The organism is Gemmata palustris (assembly GCF_017939745.1).
Taxonomy (GTDB): Bacteria; Planctomycetota; Planctomycetia; order Gemmatales; family Gemmataceae; genus Gemmata; species Gemmata palustris.
In genome coordinates this window covers 7,981,275-7,996,550 of record NZ_JAGKQQ010000001.1, presented here as the reverse complement: position 1 = coordinate 7,996,550, position 15,276 = coordinate 7,981,275, and the positions used below count along the sequence as shown (strand labels likewise).

The following is a 15,276-nucleotide window of genomic DNA, read 5'->3' as shown; positions in this document are numbered from 1 at the left end:
CACCGACACGGCGGGCGCTACCGTGATAAACGTCTGCGGCCCCGAGTCATTCCGGGCCGCAGGGGGATCGCTGTAGTTACTTGGCCTTCTCTTTCTTCAGCTCGAAGTAGTAGCCGGTTTTGCCGTCGAAGTCCTTCGGGCGCTTGTCCTTCTCGACCGAGTAAGCGAGCTTGAGCGTGCCGTCCTTGAGTTCGACGATACCGAGCGCTTTGGCCCCCTTCGTCCCGTCCGGGCCTTCGAGGATCTCCATGTCGATCGCGGCCGGTGTCGCGGTCGCGTCGAGTTTGTACTTCATCACGAATTTGACCTCGCCACCCTTGATGGTGAACGTGTCCCCGGTCGCGGTGTACTCCGCCTTCTTTGCGGTTTCGTCCGCGTCCGCGCCGTTCTTCTTGCCGGCCACCAGCGTGTACTTGCCGGCCAGGTCGATTTTGTCGTCGGCCGCCCGCGCGGGCTGTAAGAAGCACGCGGCCAGGCCCGCCACCAGTACGAACGTTTTCATCCGGATTCCTCGCCATCCAGGTTCGCCGCGCGCCCGGACCGTCCGGCGCGCGCGGCGGACGTGATTGTACGTTCGCGGACCGAGAGGTGAAAAAAGAGCAAGTGAATCGCGGCGGGGCCGGCGGCTAAAGCGGCATGGCACCGGTTACGGGGCGTCGGTAGAATCGTCACCAAGGGTAGAATTTCGCCATCTTCCTTTGGAGGAGCGCCATGGTTACGGCGGGAGTGCGACGGGCAGTTCTGGTCATCGCCGCGGTCGGGTTCGCGGGCCTGATCGGTTCGCAGGCGCGCGGGGACGAAGAGAAGAAGGACAAGAACCCGCTGCGCGAGGAGCTACTCAAGCTCAACTCCGTCACCGGCGAGGACGCGCAGAAGGACAAACTGGTCGCGCTGGCCAAGGACAAGGACAAGGCGAAGAAGCTCGTGACCGAGGCCGGCAAGATGCTGAAAGAGGCGAAGGGGAAAGAGAACCCCTTCAACTTCAACGGCGCGATCATGGTCGCCCGGCTCGCGCACTTCAACAAACAATTCGACATCGCCGAACCGTTCTACGAGTACCTCGTGGATTCCGCGACGAAGCTCAAGAGCGGCAGCAAGATGGTCCAGGCCTACGAGGGCCTGATCGACATGTACTGGGACAACAAGAAGTACGCGCTCGTGACGGAGACGTGCCAAAAGTTCGTCGACGACATGGGACCGGACGAGTACGAGCAGGCCAAGCCGTTTATCCTCGAGCGGCTCGCGCAATCGACGGCCAAGGAGGGGAAGTTCGACGACGCGCTGCGGCTCGCCGACCTGCTCATCGAGGCCGACAAGGGGGGCTGGTACTTCTTGCAGCTCAAGGGCTGGGTGCTCCGCGAGCAGGGCAAACTGCCGGCCGCGATCGAGACGTACACCGAGTCGCTCGACAAGATCGACGCGAACAAGGTGCTGAAGGCCGACGTGAAGGACCGGTTCAAGGACCGCACGCGGTACATCCTCACCGGGCTGTACGTCGACAACAAGGACGTCGAGAAGGCCGCGAAGAACCTCCAGACGCTCATCAAGCGGAACCCGGACAACGCCACATACAAGAACGACCTCGGGTTCATCTGGGCCGACAACGACCTGAACTTTGAGGAGTCCGAGAAGCTCATCAAGGACGCCATCGATCTCGACAAGAAGGAAAAAGAGAAGCTCAAGAAGGACGGAAAACTGGACGAGGTGAAGCCGAACGCCGCGTACCTCGACAGCCTCGGCTGGGTGCTGTTCAAGCAGAAGAAGTACACGGAGGCGCTGGTGCCGTTGAAGGAGGCCGCGGCCGACGACGAGGACGGCAGTCACCTGGAAATCTGGGACCACCTCGCGGACTGCCACCTGGCGCTGGGCCAGAAGAAGGAGGCCGTCGCCGCGTGGGAGAAGGCGCTCAAGCACGAGGACCTGTCGAAGCGCGACGGCGAGCGCCGGCGCAAGGTGAGCGAGAAGCTCAAGAAGGCCCGGGCGGAGTAGTTGATCGCTGGCGCCCCGCCCACAAAGGCGGGGCGCCGAATGACTGGTTCGGGCACTTCCTTCAACCAATTCCAACCACGAGCCGCATCGAGTTTTTAACCCTCTTCTCTTGCGGGAGAAGACCAGCGCGCTTCGCGGTAGGGGTACGGGAATTTACAGCGATTGAGCCGCGATCCCCGGCCCGACACCCAACTCAGCTACTCGCAAGGATGTGCAGGATATCGGCGTCCTTCACGACGTAGGTCTTGCCCTCGGTGCGGTTCAGGCCCTTCGTCTTGGCTTCTTTTTCCGAGTAGTGGCACGCGACGAAGTCGTCGTACCCGATCACGTTCACGCGAACGAATTTCTCACTCAGGTCTTTGTGAATGCACCCCGCGGCTTCCACCGCTTCGCACCCCTTCGGGATCGACCACGTGCGGCACTCGTCCTCGCCCACCGTGAAGAACGCCTCGCGACCCACGCCGTAGAACATCACGCGAATGGTCGTACCGCGGCGAAATTCCGTTACACCTAAGTCGGCCATGAACGTCGCCCGGTCCTCGTCGCCGAGCGCGAGGAGCTCGTTCTCCAACTTCACCGGGGCTTGCACCGTGTGCGGTTCGAGTGCCAACAGGTCCGCGGGCAGCGGATCGTTGAACCCGCTGTCGCCGCGGTTCACGAACGCGATTTCGGGCTTGAGTGTGAGCAACTGGAAACTGCGCAGCGCCTTGTCTTCGTCCGCGGTGAGCCCGATCGCCGACGCGGGCGTTCCGGCCTCGAACGCGGCGACGACCCGCTGGAGGAGGGCGAGTTCGGCCTCGTCCGCTTCGCGTTCCTTTGCGGGCTTGGCCTTCTTCAATCCCGCCACGACCTTCGGCACGCGGTTCGACACCACTTCGAGGTCCGCGAACAGCAGTTCCTCGCGGAACTTTTTGAGCTGGTCCGCGAAATCAGTGCGCGAGAACCCGTCGAGCACGATGACTATGCCGTTCGCTTCGCGGATGACCCCGAGCCGGCGCGCGTTGTCCTTCTGCTCGCCGATCATCAGGCCCGGCGTGTCGAGCACCGCGACCTTCGTATAGGTGGTCTTCTTCGGTTTGAGAACCGACGCGATTTTGGCGAGCCGCTCGTCGGGGACGTCGGCCATCGCCGTCTGCCCCTGCTGCACCTTCGACGGGTCCGGTTTCTCGCCGGTCAGCCACTCGAATACCGTGCTCTTGCCGGTCCCCGCGAACCCGACCAAGCCCATCTTCATGGCGAACCTCACGTGTTGGCGAGCGCGGCGCGTGCCCCTCGTGATAGAGTACGAAAACGCGAACAGGGGGCAGTTGCCCCCTGTTCGTTGAAGTGCCCGCAGTGCCCGTTATTCCAGGGGGCGGACGCTCCCGGCCCCGCTCACCTTCTGTTCGAGCTGCGGGGTGCCCTTGTACTTGACTCCACCCGCGCCCGAAACGTTGGCCTTCAGTTCGCGTGCCGCCCACACATTGGCGTGTCCCGCACCGGAGACGCGCACGTCGGCGGACACGGCCTGCAACCCTGTGGCGTCGATCTTGCCCGCCCCGGAGAGTTTGAACGTGGTCCGCGTCGCGGTGCCGGTCGCGGTCGCTTTCCCGGCGCCACTCAGATCGAGCGCGAGTTCCTTGTAAGTCACTTCGCGGAGCGTCGCGGTACCGGCCCCGGAGAGCTTCACCTTCAGGTCGTCGCCGGTCAGTTTCTCGACCGTCACGTTCCCCGCACCGGAAACAGTGAGCGCATCCAGTTGCGGGACCGTAACCACATACGCGATCTTCGTCTTGGGGCGCATCGAAGAGGAGCGCGTCGAGAGGCGGAGCTTGTTACCGTTCGACTCGGACACGAGCAGCGGCAAAATGTTGTCGTCCGCGGTGACCCGCAGCGAGGCCACGTCGCCCTGTTTGATGACCACGTCGCCGACGCCCGAGAGCGTGACCTCGGATACGGGACCGATCGAGCGCTCTTCGGTGACCGAGTTACCGGAGCCCTCGACAGTGGGGCGGGAGACCGCCCAGGCGACCATCCCACCGAACCCCAGCGCGGCCACGTACAACGAGTGTTTGATCGCCCAGCGAATCATGACGCCCCCGGAAATGAAGCCGACGGCTCACAGCTCCGGCATCTTCCCCGCGAGGATGTCCCGCTTCCACTCTTCCTCGAGCGGCCACGAAACGGTGCAGGTGCCGAAGTCGGCCATGTGCTGATACTTCGTCAGCCGGTCGATGGCATTTTGGAGAATCGCGGGGTCTTTGCGAAATACCGGGCCGTGACTGGGAAGGAGGAACTCCGCGTCATCGTCGCGGATGCGCGCGAGCGACGAAATGAAGCTCGGTAAGTGCGAGCCGTGGTGGGCGTCGATCGCGCCCACGCAGCCGTCCTTGTAGATATTGTCCCCACTGAACAGCAGGTTCCCGAGCCTGAAACTGAGCTGCCCGGGCGTGTGCCCGGGCGTGTGCCAGACCTTCAGTTTCAGTTTACCGACCTTGATCTCGTCGCCCTCGGTCAACTTCACGTCGATCTTGCACGGCGGCATCGGCATGTCGATGTTCTGCGCCGTGATCCGCGCGAACGTCTGCACGGTGTCGCCGGCCTCGAGCGCGACCGCGGCGCGCGGGTGCGCGCCGGTCTTCGCCTTCAGCCGGTCGCGCGCCGCGGCGAGCGCCTGCACGTGGTCCGCGTCCGCGTGCGTGGCGATGAGCATCTTGCACTTCGAGAGCGGGAAATCGAGCTTGCGGATCAGCTCGATCACCTCGCCGAGCGTATCGTCCAGCCCGACGTCGATGAGCGCCCATTCGGTGCCGCCGTCGATGAGGTAGAGGTTCACCCCGAACGACTGGCCCGCCTGGAGATTCAACTCGATCACGCCGGGAAAGAGGTACTTCCGCTGAACCATCGCGGTCTCCATCCTGTGTATCCGTTCATCTTACCCCGCCCGAATCGCAATTCAACCGAACACCGGCGCGGGCACGCCATGTCCACCAGTGGCCATTCTGCGCTCACCGCTCTACGCCGCACGACCGGAATCCCCGAAAAACGGTCGGTTTCGGTGCGGCACCGGGGTTGCTAAGGTTAGAACTGCCAAGCCTCCAATCCAGAAAGGACCGATTCTCGCCATGCCCCGCTGCTATTTGCCGCACCCGGTACCGCGTGCCCGCCGCGGATTCACGCTGATCGAGTTGCTAGTCGTGATCGCGATCATTGCGATCCTCATTGGGCTTTTGCTCCCCGCCGTCCAGAAAGTGCGCGAAGCCGCCGCTCGCATGAGCTGCCAGAACAACCTCAAGCAAATCGGCCTGTCCGCGCACAGTTACGAGAGCGCCTACGGCTATTTCCCCGCGTCGAAGCGGACGACGCTCCCGCAACGGAGCTGGGCACCCGACCTGCTCCCGCACCTCGAACAGGCGAACGCTGTGTCCGGCGCGTACTACAACCTGAACGAGAACTGGTGGCGCACCACGGGGGAGGCCGCCCCGAACGTTGGTGTTACCATTCCCAACGGCACCACGGCCCAGACGTTCTTCAAGGTGTTCAACTGCCCGGCCACGCCGAACCAACCGCGCCTCCAGAACAAGCTCGAATCCGCCGCCGTTCAGAGCAAAATCGGCTCGACGACGGACTACTTCGCCGTCGAGGGGGCCAGCGCCGCCCTGTACTCCGAACTCGGGCTAACCGCGAGCGACGGGCGCGGCGTGCTGCGTGACATCGTGGAGGGCACCACGCGGATCACGACGATCGGCGACGGCACCTCGAACACCGTCCTGTTCGCCGAGTGCGCCGGGCGCGAGGACGTGTACCGCTCGGGCAAACTCGTCGCCAAGGCACAAACGGACAAGAACGCCGCGTCTTGTGCGCGCGCCCGCGGCGGCGCGTGGGCGACGAACGACAACCCTTACGAAATCGGCCAGCGGCTCGAGTGGTGCAACAACGGTAACTCGGCCGCCGGCCCGAACACGGGGCTGGCGATGAAGATCAACAGCTCGAACGAGTGGGGCTTCCTCTTCTACAGTTTCCACACCGGCGGCGCGAACGTGTGCATGGCCGACGGGAGCGTCCGCATGGTGCGCGACAGTGCCCCCGCGACCGCGCTACTCGCTTTGGTGACACGCAACGGCGGCGAGGTGAGCGCCAACGACTGACCGGTCGCACGGGTTTCCGCGACCGATCGCGCCCGCCCGGACGGTCCGGGCGGGCTTTTCAGTTCCTGTCATACGAATAGACAGTTCTCAGCAGCACTTCACCCTTCCTTTACTCATTCTTCACGGTCCGTAACTACAACTCCTCCGCACCCAACGTCCGTTTTCCGGGTAAACTAGCGGTAGATGTCGGACCCGCTTTACGCACCCACGGAACCAACATCGTGATCGCGACCCCTGCCTTCCCGCGTCCCGGAACAGCCCCCACGCTCCAGGGCGGGCCGTCCGCCACGCACGAGGGAACCCCGATGGCGCAACCGCGGATTCTGATTATCGAAGACGAGCGCGGACTCACCCAGTCGCTCACCTGGTACTTCAACAAGGAAGGGTTCGAGGTCACGGTATCGGGCGACGGGCTGGAGGGGCTGCGCAAGGCCCAGACCACGCTGCCCGACGTGGTGCTGCTCGATCTGAACCTCCCGGGGATGAACGGGCTGGACGTGTGCCGCGAGCTCCGCGCCGGCGAGCGCACCCGCGACATGCCCATCATCATGATTACCGCCAAAACCGAGGAAACCGACCAGGTGGTCGGGTACTCCCTCGGCGCCGACGACTACGTGGGCAAGCCGTTCACCAACAAGATTTTGCTCCACAAGGTGAAGGCCCTCTTGCGCCGCGCCCAGGGGCAGGGCGAACCGGGCGACGTGACCGACTACAGCGGCGTGAAGATCGACCGCGTTCGGCACCGCGTCACGTTCGCCGATGAAGCGCTCGACCTGACGCCCACCGAGTTCCGGCTCCTGGAGTGTTTGGTCCGGCAACCGGGCCGCGCGTTCAGCCGCAAACAACTGATGGAAGCGGCGATCGGCGACAACTCCATCGTGCTCGAGCGGACCATCGACGTTCACATCAAAACGCTGCGGCAGAAGCTCACGAAGGCCGGCGGCTCTGCGGACCTGATCGAAACCGTGCGGAGCATCGGCTACCGGTTCCACGAAGACAAAGCCGAAGTGAAATAACAAGTACCTGTAACAAAAAGAACCGCCCCGCTTTCGAGCGGGGCGGTTTCGTTTTGGGCACTCGAGCACGCTATTTATCGATTCCGCCCCCTCCCAAAGGGGGTGGCGTCGTCCCAGGGATCGGCGGTTTCGGTGAAACTGGCATCGGGACACCCGGCGCTGAGGGTACTGCACCCGGAGCGCCCGGAGCGCCCGGAATGCCTGGGGCGGTTACCGGGGGCTTTTGCGGCGGGCTTCCCCCCGGGGGCATGCCCGGAACGCCACCGGGCGCGCCCGGCATCGGAGAGAGCCCACCCGGGGGTACGGCCCCGGGGAATCCGGGGGGGCCACCGGGGCCAGCGCCCGGGAATCCGGGAATGCCACCGGGCAAACCGGGAGGGCCACCGCCCGGGAAACCGGGAACCCCACCACCCCCGTTCGAGGCGCCCGGAGTTCCGCCACCCACATTATCCGTATCGATGACCACGCCATTGTGGAACAACAGCATCTTGCTGTCTGGCGAGGTAAAGAAGTGCCCCTGGAGCGGCTCCCCCTTTGCCGTGCGGATCGACGACTTCAGCTTTAGACCGTTGGCCGCGTCCGCGTCGGTCACCTCGTACACGTCCAGTCCGCTGCCCCGGTACGACGACACGAACAATCTCTTGTTTTCGAGATCGTACTCGACGTACCCGCCGTTCGCGGAGCGACTACCGACGCCGAGATCCATCTCGGTGCTGCCCTTCAACATGAACATCTTGAAGTGGATCTGAGAGGCCGCGTTGCCCCCTTGCCCACCCGGTCGGCCGGGTCCACCCGGTCCGCCCGCTGGAGGACCGCCCGGACCTCCGGGCGGCATAATTCCGCCCCCGGGAAACCCCGGGGGGCCGCCCGCTCCGCCCGGAGGACCGGCCGGTCCTGCGCCCGGAAAAGGAGCGATCCCACCTCCGGGTATACCTGGGGGGCCACCGAATCCGCCGCCCGGCCCCCCGACCGCGGGAGTCGCCGGTTGGTTCACCGGGAGCACCGACACCATCGCGCCGCCGGTCGTCGTCGGAGCCACGTCGAGCACGGCCCCCTGGAACGCGGTCGAGGGCAACGAGGTCATCGTCGCGGTGTCGAACGTCAGGACGCTCGCGGTCTTACTCTTCGCCACGTAGTCCCCGATAATCAGGAAGCTCTTGCCGTCCCCGGCCTTCACCATGTCCTTCGCGAGTTCGGGCAGCGGTTTCCGGTCAATTTCTTTGCGCGTCGCGGTATCGAACACCACGAAGTGGGACACTTTCTTCTGCGTCCCGCCCCCGCCCCCGCTGGTCGTCAGGACGTAGAGGTTCTTGCAGTCCGCCGACAACTCGATCGCGTGGATCATGTGGTGAATCGTCAGCGTCGCGACGGGCTTCAGTTCGGTCTTTTCGTCCGGCGCCTTCCCGTCGGTAGGTTTCACGTCGCGCAGCGCGTTCAGATCGTAAATGACGACGTCGCCACTGGCCGAAGCATTGTCGTACTGTGCCAACTTGCTCTGCGAGGCGAGTGGGTTCGTGACCGTTGCAGCGTACAGGAGACCCGCCTTGCCATCGATGACGGCGCGCGAAGCGAGTTGCGGGAGCCGGTAATTCGTCCCGATCTTCTTGAAATCGGGGTACGTGTACCGCCGCAGCCAGCCCTTGCTCGTCTTATCCGCCGTCCGCTCGTCGATCGTGAAGACTTCGTTCTTCTCCGTGTCGAACGCGGCCGTGTAGAAGCCCTCGATTTTTTGCTTTCGGTTCCCGTCACCGGTCCAGGGCGGGGAACCCGGTTTCGCGGGACCGCCGGGTGGTACCGGGCCACCGGGAGGACCGCCCGGAGGAAACGCCCCGGGGCCACCGGGAAGCGCCGGGGGAGGACCGGCGCTCGAACCGCCACCCGGAATCAGCGACCCAGGTCCGCCGGGAAGCGGGCCAGCACTCGAACCACCGGGAAGCGGGCCGGCACTCGAACCAGCATTCGGTTGGATCGGGACGAGTGGGGGAGGCCCACCGCTCGAACCGCCACCCGGAATCAGCGACCCGGGACCACCGGGAAGAGGACCGGCACTCGAACCACCGGGTAAGGGGCCGGCGCTCGAACCGCCACCCAGAGGGATCATTCCCGGGGGCTTCATCGGACCACCGGGGCTCATACCCGGGCCGCCCGGCGGTCCCCCACTGGGGCCGCCTCCGGGGAGGCCACCGGGAGGCGTCATGCTGCCCGGACTCCCGGGCGGCGTGGAAGAGTTCGTGTTGTCGGCCTTCGCAGCCGTTTCCGTTTTCTTGTCACCGGAAAGCAGCCAGATCCCCGCGCCCGCGATCGCGGCCAGGCCGACCACGCCGGCCGCAACGATCGCGATCATCGCGCCGGAACCACCCTGGCCCTTCTTCTTGCGAGCCGGCTTGTCGTCCTCGTCATCTTCGTCGTCATCGTCCCGCCGCTTCCGAGTCGAGCCGACAATACCGGGCTTCTTGGCACCGGCGCTGATCTTCCCCGCTTTGGCTTTGGGGCGGTCATCGTCCTCGTCTTCGTCGATCTCAACGGCCCCGACGACCGGCTTCCGGGGTGCGGTCTTCGCGGTGGGGGCAGTGGGTTTCTTTCCAGCGGCGCCCGTAACCTCGATCGGCTCGAGCGCTTCGGGTACGGCCATCTGTGCTTTGCACGACGTGCAGCGGATCGTTTTGCCGGCCAAAGTGTCCGGCACTTCAAATGCGGATTTGCACCCGGCACACGAGATCGGGATGGACATGCGCCCCTCAACGATTGGGGTTCCCGCGGCGAGAGTCGTTCGCGGGCGGAATGACGGCTAAAGGAACGACGACACGTCCGCGGGCGCGGATTGCCGATTCCTTATTCTGCCCAGAATAGCGAGCAGGAACCGCCGCCGCAACGACGTTCTAACGGACCGGCCGTTGCGCCGTTGGTGGAAAGGCAGTGTTTGGTGTTGCGCGAATCGCGCGCCCGGGGCGCGGAAACGCACCGCACCAAACACCCGTGCAACTACTTCTTCTCGGCGACCACTTCGAGAATCACCCACACCTTCGAGCCGAGTGGTGGGATCTTGTCCGTTTTGGCCTCGTAAGTGAGTTGGGCCTCGTCCTTGCTAATTTGCACCGGCATTTCCAGCGTCGAGTACGGGAAGTTGGAGATGCTGAAGATGTCCCCGCTGTTGGCCCCGTAGAACGGCTTCGCCTTCGGGTCGTCCGGGTTCTGAATGAACTGGCTCCCGGCGAACACCCAACTGTGCTGAATCGGGGCCTTCTTTTTGATGTCCCAGATCCAGTCCTGCGCCGGGTGGGTGTGGAGCTTGCCCTTGTGCTTGTAGTGGACGGACACGTTCACCTTGCTCCCGGTCGCGGGCTTGAACTCGGGCTCCCCGCTGTTGGGGTTCACGAACTGCGTGACGGTGCCGACCTTCCCTCCGGCCGCGAGGATCGCGAGGTGGACCAGTTCCGCGTCCTGGTCCACGCGCACGATCGCCTCGTGCTCTTTCGTCCCCTTCTTACAGAGGAACTGTTCGAGCGCCCCTTCCCGCAGGCACACTTCGCAGATCATGCCCACGCGCACGACTTTCTTCTTGTCGCCGTTCGGTGCGAACTCGGCGACAATGGTCTTTTCGTCCGGCGAAACGGCCTTGACGGTGTTTTTCTTGTCGAGCAACGGGTACTCGGGCAATTCTTCCGGCTTGGGCGGATCGTCCGCACTGGTCGCGAGCGGCAGGCTCGCACCTGTGGCCAGCGCGATGAGCGCCGCGAACCCGAGAATCGTCTTCAGCATGTGGGTACCTCACGGGGTTTCCACCAGTCAGACTATCAGCGGGCCGCGGTCTAACACAACGACAAAGCCACTCACTTCACGGCCCGAATCTCACTCGTCCCGCCACACGACTAACATTTGCTAACATTTCAGCCTGTGGGAAGCCGCGGAGCCGGGCGCGACGTAGGAATCGCTGATATTTCCGGCATTTTTGCGTAATCGTTTGCCGGCAGAGCCCGCTTGATGGTTAAGGAACCCAGCCGGGCAACGCAGCGGCCTGCTTCACCCACGCCGTCATCTGAGGCTCGTCGAGTTCGTCGCCTTCGTAGATGTCGATCCAGCGCGCCTCCTTGCTCTTCGGCGTGCCACCCGCGGGAACGGGTCGCAGCGACATACCGGCGAAGAAGGTCACCCGGACGTACTTCGTCAGGCAATGGGTACTGACGAACCAACCCCGGCCCTCGACACCGTAGAAGGGCGAGTTCCACCGCACGGCCTTGCGCACGTCGGGCACGGTCCGCACGATGAGCGCATCGAGCCAGCGCCCGACGTCGCTCTTCCAACCCGGCATCGCGGCGATGTACGCCTGCACCGGGGCGTCGCCGTCCGCCTTCGCGATCTGCGGGTTGCCGCCCGAAAGGAGCTTCACCGACTCGGCCTCCGCGCCTGCCTTTGCGGTCTTGCGCGCCTGACTTGTACGAGACGCGCGATTGGCCTTCGGCTTTGGCGTGCCCTCAGTCATCATTCGTCCCTAATTTTGTTAGACGTTTAACATCGTGGGTGAAATCGCGCGCGGTCGCGCCTGGCGCGGCACAGGATTTTGACACGCCGAACACGTCCGAACCGTGCTCGTGAATCGGTCACCGACTCCAAATTCAATTATACACGCGACCACAGTATACATAAAGTCAAAATCCTATTTTCAAGCGGGAGCGCACCGGACGGATGCACAGGGCTTCCGCCCTGTGCTACAAACGCCGGCCCCTCCGGGGCGGAAACGCATTGACGTTCGTCGTCGCACCAAGAATGAGGAGGGCGATGGAGCGCGGTGGATGGTTTTCGGTCTTCGCCCCGGAGGGGCCGGCTTACGTAGCACAGGGCGGAAGCCCTGTGTACCACGCCCGGATGCGCTTCCGTGTGCCCCTCATCAACGACAAAAGCCCCGGACTTGGCCCGGGGCTTTCGGGCGTGTTAGGCCGCGGTCACGTTACTTGCAGGGGTCGCCGCAGTGGGCCGGCGGGCACGGGTCGCAGGCGAGGCGGTTCGCACACAGGCCGCTGAAGAAGTCGCGGACCGGCTTCGGGCGGCACGGGTCGTTCAGCAGGCTCCGCAGCCCGCCACCCAGACCGCTCGAGCAGATCGGCGAGCAGTTGCCGGTGCTGCACGGGTTACCCGCACTGCACCCGTTGCTCGGCGTGCCGCACCCGCTGTTGCACGGGACGTAGCGGGCCTTCTTCACGATCACGTCGGTCGCGACCTGGACCGGGACGCGCTTGGTGACCGTCGTCGGCACCATCTCGGTGGTGGTGTGCGGGACCCGCACGCTCACCGTGTACGGCACCTGCTTCGTGACGGTGTAGGGCACGCACTTGGTGACGACTTCCTGCTTCATCGTGGTCACCTTCACGGGCACCTTCGTGACCACTTCTTCCGGCACGTTGCGGACGACCTTCTCGGCCACCCGGCGCATCTCCGTGACCTGCACGTTGCGGGTCACGTTGTAGGTCACGTCGCGGGACACGCGGAGCCCCTCCACGAACACCCGGCCCGCGCCGTCGGCGTCGTAGGTCGGGGCGTTCGGGTTGGCCAGAGCGCCCGGCCCGCCGCCGACGATCTTGGCCCCCTTCGCGGCCTGGGCCGCGGCGTCGCCGCCGAGGGCGGAGGCGTCCACATAGGCCCCCTGAGCGTTCCGGCGCACCGCGATCGGCTCGCGGACGATCTCGGTCACCGGCACGTTGCGGACGACCTGCGTCGGCACCTTCTCCACCACGGTCTTCTGCACGTTGCGGGTGACGGTGACGGGCACCTTCTCGGTTACCACGGTCTGCACCTTGCGGGTCACCTGGACCGGGACCTTCTCGGTCACGGTGCGCTTCACGTAGTTGGTCACCTGGACCTGCTCGGTCACGGTGCGGTTGCGGGTCACCTGGCGCTGCTCGGTGTGGGCCGGCTGGCGGACCAGCTTCTTGCGGGTGCCGACCTGCTTCTGCACCGTGGTGCAGGTGCAGGGGTCGAACTCGCACTTGTAGACCGGGACGCACTCCCAGGTGAGCTTACCGGGCACGCACACCGTCTCGCAGACGGTTTCGGGCACGGACTTGGTCACGCACTTGGTGGTGGTGCACGGCTCGCACACCGTCTTGCACACGTCCTTCAGGACCGTTTCGCACACGTCGTTGCAGACCGTGCGCTGGACGTTCTTGTAGCACGTCTCGGTCACCGGGACGCACACCGTCTTGCACACGTCCTTGATGACGGTCTCGCACACCGGCTTGCACACCGTGCGCGGGGTGTCCTTGTAGTGCGTCTCGCACACCGGCTTGCACACGAAGAAGCACTCCTTCCGCGTGTGCGGGTCGCAGACGGTCTTGCACACCGTCACCGGCACGTCCCGGTACACGGTCTCGCACACCTGCTTGCAGACCGTGGTGCGGCACTCCTTCAGCACCGTTTCGCACACCGGCTTGCACACCGTTTCCTGGACCTGCTTGTACGCGGTCTCGTTCACCGTCTTGTAGCACGTGCGCTGTTCGCACGAGTACGACGTCTTGGTGACGGGCTTCAGCACCGTCTCGCTCGTCGTCTGGTAGCAGGTGTGGTACCGCTTCTCGACGACGCTATCGTAAACGACTTGTTGCCCGCACGCCCCCTGCCCCGCCGCGAAGTTGGTCTGCGCGTCGCACGGCGAACAGTTGCCGGCCGAATACTTGGTGGTCCCGAAGTGCCCGGCGAGTGCCACCGAGCCGACGCCCAGCACGGCGATAGCCGCGAGCCACGGAGCGCCCTTACGAATCAACATGTGAAACGCCTCCTGCGGTTCAGTCCAGTTCCCGGGCCGTCTCCGCGGCGCGGGTGCCGCAGCGCGCCCCCGTTCGGCGCTGCTGCGTACCGACCGACCGTTAATCCGTCCCCCCGTTCGCAACGACGAGCGCATTCCGAACGGCTGAATCCCCTCAACAGCTCGTCTGCGTCGTGTATCGGAGCGCGTGTTCGTGCCGAATGACGCGCCCCGGCGCCGCGCGAGCAATTCGCCGCGCACGGGCGACGGGTAGAGGCGCGTGTACCGGCCGTGGCGAGGGGACCGGTTATACCGCCGGCCGTCACGAGCCCCCACACCGCGGCCCCGGCTCCGGCGCGCAAGCACGGCTGCGCACCGGCAAACGCCCGGGATTTCGTGCGTAACGAAGGGGCAAGAGCGGGAACCAGGGGCCAAAAAAGATACGAGCCGGCGGGCTCGAGGAGCCGCCGGCCGTGGGAACGTGTCGTGCTTGAAGAGAGCGGGGGCGGGTCCGGTTCGGGGGCGTTCCCGAGCCGCCGGGGGAAGTTATTCGGGGATGCGAAGCCTCCAGCCCGATAACCGGTTTTTCTGTTCGCCACCGATTATTAGTTGAAGACGGAACGAGTTGATGCACCCCGCGTGCCAATCCCGATGTGCAAATCGGCCTTGATTCGCAAATGTGCAGCAAATTTCAGGCGATCATCGACTTTTGCGGCGAGCGAGTCGGCGCGACCGCGCAACCAATTGCCGCAGTGCGGGAAGCTGGAATCACACAGTACCCGTTCGGTCCGGAAAAAACTGACCGGGGTGGCCACATTCTGGCCGGAAACGCGCGGGCGGGATTTGACCGGATTGTGCGCACATTTCCAATTGACAGCGCCCCGAGAAACTGCGAGTTGTGGAGTATAAGAGCTTATTCGGCGGTTCACCCATCTCGGACTCGCTCAACCGCCACCGCCCGTTCAACCGCCTCTCCGGTCGAATGTGGCGGATCTGTGACGCTTGGAGGACCCGAAGGTCATGATGCACTTCTCTTGCGACGTTTGCGGCAAGGACATGACCCAGGATGGGGCCGAACGGTACGTACTGAAAATGGAAGCGTTCGCGGCCACCGACCCGGCCGAACTGACCGAAGAAGACCTGGAAGCGGACCACGTCGAAGAGATGGCCCGACTACTGAACGATCTGGAAGAGGGCGAAGAACCGCCGCAACTGCTCCCGACGTGCAAGAAAATGCGGTTCGACCTGTGCCCCAACTGCTTCCGCAAGTTCGTGAACGACCCGCTCGGGCGCGAGAGCGCGTCCAAGTTCGACTTCAGTCCGAATTGAGCCCGTTTCGCGTTTCGCCCCGGCCCCCGGCGTCACATCCAGAACGCGCCGGGACCGAGACGAACCACGAAACGCAAAA

The 15,276-nt window shown here is 64.5% G+C and carries 12 protein-coding genes; 4 read left to right on the top strand and 8 right to left on the bottom strand.

Translation table 11 applies throughout. From position 1 onward, the window contains the following. Positions 1 to 76: 76 nt before the first annotated feature. On the bottom strand, positions 77 to 502 hold the full coding sequence (locus tag J8F10_RS33205; protein WP_210661157.1) for a TIGR03067 domain-containing protein: 426 nt from the start codon (positions 500 to 502) through the stop codon (positions 77 to 79). A 209-nt stretch (positions 503 to 711) separates the two neighbouring features. On the opposite strand from J8F10_RS33205, the gene J8F10_RS33200 reads away from it, so the two are divergent. Then, positions 712 to 1,989: a tetratricopeptide repeat protein gene (locus tag J8F10_RS33200; RefSeq protein WP_210661155.1), complete on the top strand. Its 1,278-nt coding sequence runs from the start codon at positions 712 to 714 to the stop codon at positions 1,987 to 1,989. A gap of 193 nt (positions 1,990 to 2,182) precedes the next feature. On the opposite strand, the gene J8F10_RS33195 is transcribed toward J8F10_RS33200, so the two are convergent. The 3 genes from J8F10_RS33195 to J8F10_RS33185 form a co-directional block, all read right to left on the bottom strand. After that, positions 2,183 to 3,223 (bottom strand): DUF933 domain-containing protein, encoded by a 1,041-nt coding sequence (locus J8F10_RS33195; protein ID WP_210661153.1) that lies wholly within the window; start codon positions 3,221 to 3,223, stop codon positions 2,183 to 2,185. A gap of 108 nt (positions 3,224 to 3,331) precedes the next feature. Then, entirely contained in the window at positions 3,332 to 4,060 is a 729-nt protein-coding gene (locus J8F10_RS33190; protein ID WP_210661150.1) for a head GIN domain-containing protein, read from the bottom strand. A 27-nt stretch (positions 4,061 to 4,087) separates the two neighbouring features. After that, entirely contained in the window at positions 4,088 to 4,873 is a 786-nt protein-coding gene (locus tag J8F10_RS33185; protein WP_210662301.1) for an MBL fold metallo-hydrolase, read from the bottom strand. A gap of 220 nt (positions 4,874 to 5,093) precedes the next feature. Between J8F10_RS33185 and J8F10_RS33180 the strand changes: the two genes are divergently transcribed. Next, the gene (locus J8F10_RS33180) at positions 5,094 to 6,116 is read left to right on the top strand and encodes a DUF1559 domain-containing protein (protein WP_210662299.1); all 1,023 of its coding nucleotides are present in this window, start codon (positions 5,094 to 5,096) and stop codon (positions 6,114 to 6,116) included. 305 nt (positions 6,117 to 6,421) lie between these two features. Continuing rightward, positions 6,422 to 7,132 carry a response regulator gene (locus J8F10_RS33175; RefSeq protein ID WP_210662296.1) on the top strand — a complete coding sequence of 237 codons (711 nt, stop codon included), beginning with the start codon at positions 6,422 to 6,424 and terminating at the stop codon, positions 7,130 to 7,132. Positions 7,133 to 7,202: 70 nt separating this feature from the next. Here J8F10_RS33175 and J8F10_RS40090 read toward each other — a convergent pair whose 3' ends face one another. The 4 genes from J8F10_RS40090 to J8F10_RS33155 form a co-directional block, all read right to left on the bottom strand. After that, a complete protein-coding gene (locus tag J8F10_RS40090; RefSeq protein ID WP_210661148.1) occupies positions 7,203 to 9,863 on the bottom strand; it encodes a hypothetical protein in 2,661 nt (886 codons plus the stop codon). A gap of 251 nt (positions 9,864 to 10,114) precedes the next feature. After that, the gene (locus J8F10_RS33165; RefSeq protein WP_210661146.1) at positions 10,115 to 10,891 is read right to left on the bottom strand and encodes a YdjY domain-containing protein; all 777 of its coding nucleotides are present in this window, start codon (positions 10,889 to 10,891) and stop codon (positions 10,115 to 10,117) included. Between the two features lie 226 nt (positions 10,892 to 11,117). Further along, positions 11,118 to 11,519 carry a DUF1801 domain-containing protein gene (locus J8F10_RS33160; RefSeq protein ID WP_315854207.1) on the bottom strand — a complete coding sequence of 134 codons (402 nt, stop codon included), beginning with the start codon at positions 11,517 to 11,519 and terminating at the stop codon, positions 11,118 to 11,120. A gap of 558 nt (positions 11,520 to 12,077) precedes the next feature. Next, complete coding sequence (locus tag J8F10_RS33155) at positions 12,078 to 13,889, bottom strand: hypothetical protein (RefSeq protein ID WP_210661142.1); 1,812 nt, start codon at positions 13,887 to 13,889, stop codon at positions 12,078 to 12,080. Between the two features lie 999 nt (positions 13,890 to 14,888). Between J8F10_RS33155 and J8F10_RS33150 the strand changes: the two genes are divergently transcribed. Beyond that, on the top strand, positions 14,889 to 15,197 hold the full coding sequence (locus tag J8F10_RS33150) for a hypothetical protein (RefSeq protein WP_210661141.1): 309 nt from the start codon (positions 14,889 to 14,891) through the stop codon (positions 15,195 to 15,197). Positions 15,198 to 15,276 lie beyond the last annotated feature (79 nt).

What these genes read in the sequence shown, in the direction of transcription:
- J8F10_RS33205 (WP_210661157.1), bottom strand. Translation starts at nt 502, where the DNA reads ATGAAAACGTTCGTACTGGTGGCGGGCCTGGCCGCGTGCTTCTTACAG.
- J8F10_RS33200 (WP_210661155.1), top strand. Translation starts at nt 712, where the DNA reads ATGGTTACGGCGGGAGTGCGACGGGCAGTTCTGGTCATCGCCGCGGTC.
- J8F10_RS33195 (WP_210661153.1), bottom strand. Translation starts at nt 3,223, where the DNA reads ATGAAGATGGGCTTGGTCGGGTTCGCGGGGACCGGCAAGAGCACGGTA.
- J8F10_RS33190 (WP_210661150.1), bottom strand. Translation starts at nt 4,060, where the DNA reads ATGATTCGCTGGGCGATCAAACACTCGTTGTACGTGGCCGCGCTGGGG.
- J8F10_RS33185 (WP_210662301.1), bottom strand. Translation starts at nt 4,873, where the DNA reads ATGGTTCAGCGGAAGTACCTCTTTCCCGGCGTGATCGAGTTGAATCTC.
- J8F10_RS33180 (WP_210662299.1), top strand. Translation starts at nt 5,094, where the DNA reads ATGCCCCGCTGCTATTTGCCGCACCCGGTACCGCGTGCCCGCCGCGGA.
- J8F10_RS33175 (WP_210662296.1), top strand. Translation starts at nt 6,422, where the DNA reads ATGGCGCAACCGCGGATTCTGATTATCGAAGACGAGCGCGGACTCACC.
- J8F10_RS40090 (WP_210661148.1), bottom strand. Translation starts at nt 9,863, where the DNA reads ATGTCCATCCCGATCTCGTGTGCCGGGTGCAAATCCGCATTTGAAGTG.
- J8F10_RS33165 (WP_210661146.1), bottom strand. Translation starts at nt 10,891, where the DNA reads ATGCTGAAGACGATTCTCGGGTTCGCGGCGCTCATCGCGCTGGCCACA.
- J8F10_RS33155 (WP_210661142.1), bottom strand. Translation starts at nt 13,889, where the DNA reads ATGTTGATTCGTAAGGGCGCTCCGTGGCTCGCGGCTATCGCCGTGCTG.
- J8F10_RS33150 (WP_210661141.1), top strand. Translation starts at nt 14,889, where the DNA reads ATGATGCACTTCTCTTGCGACGTTTGCGGCAAGGACATGACCCAGGAT.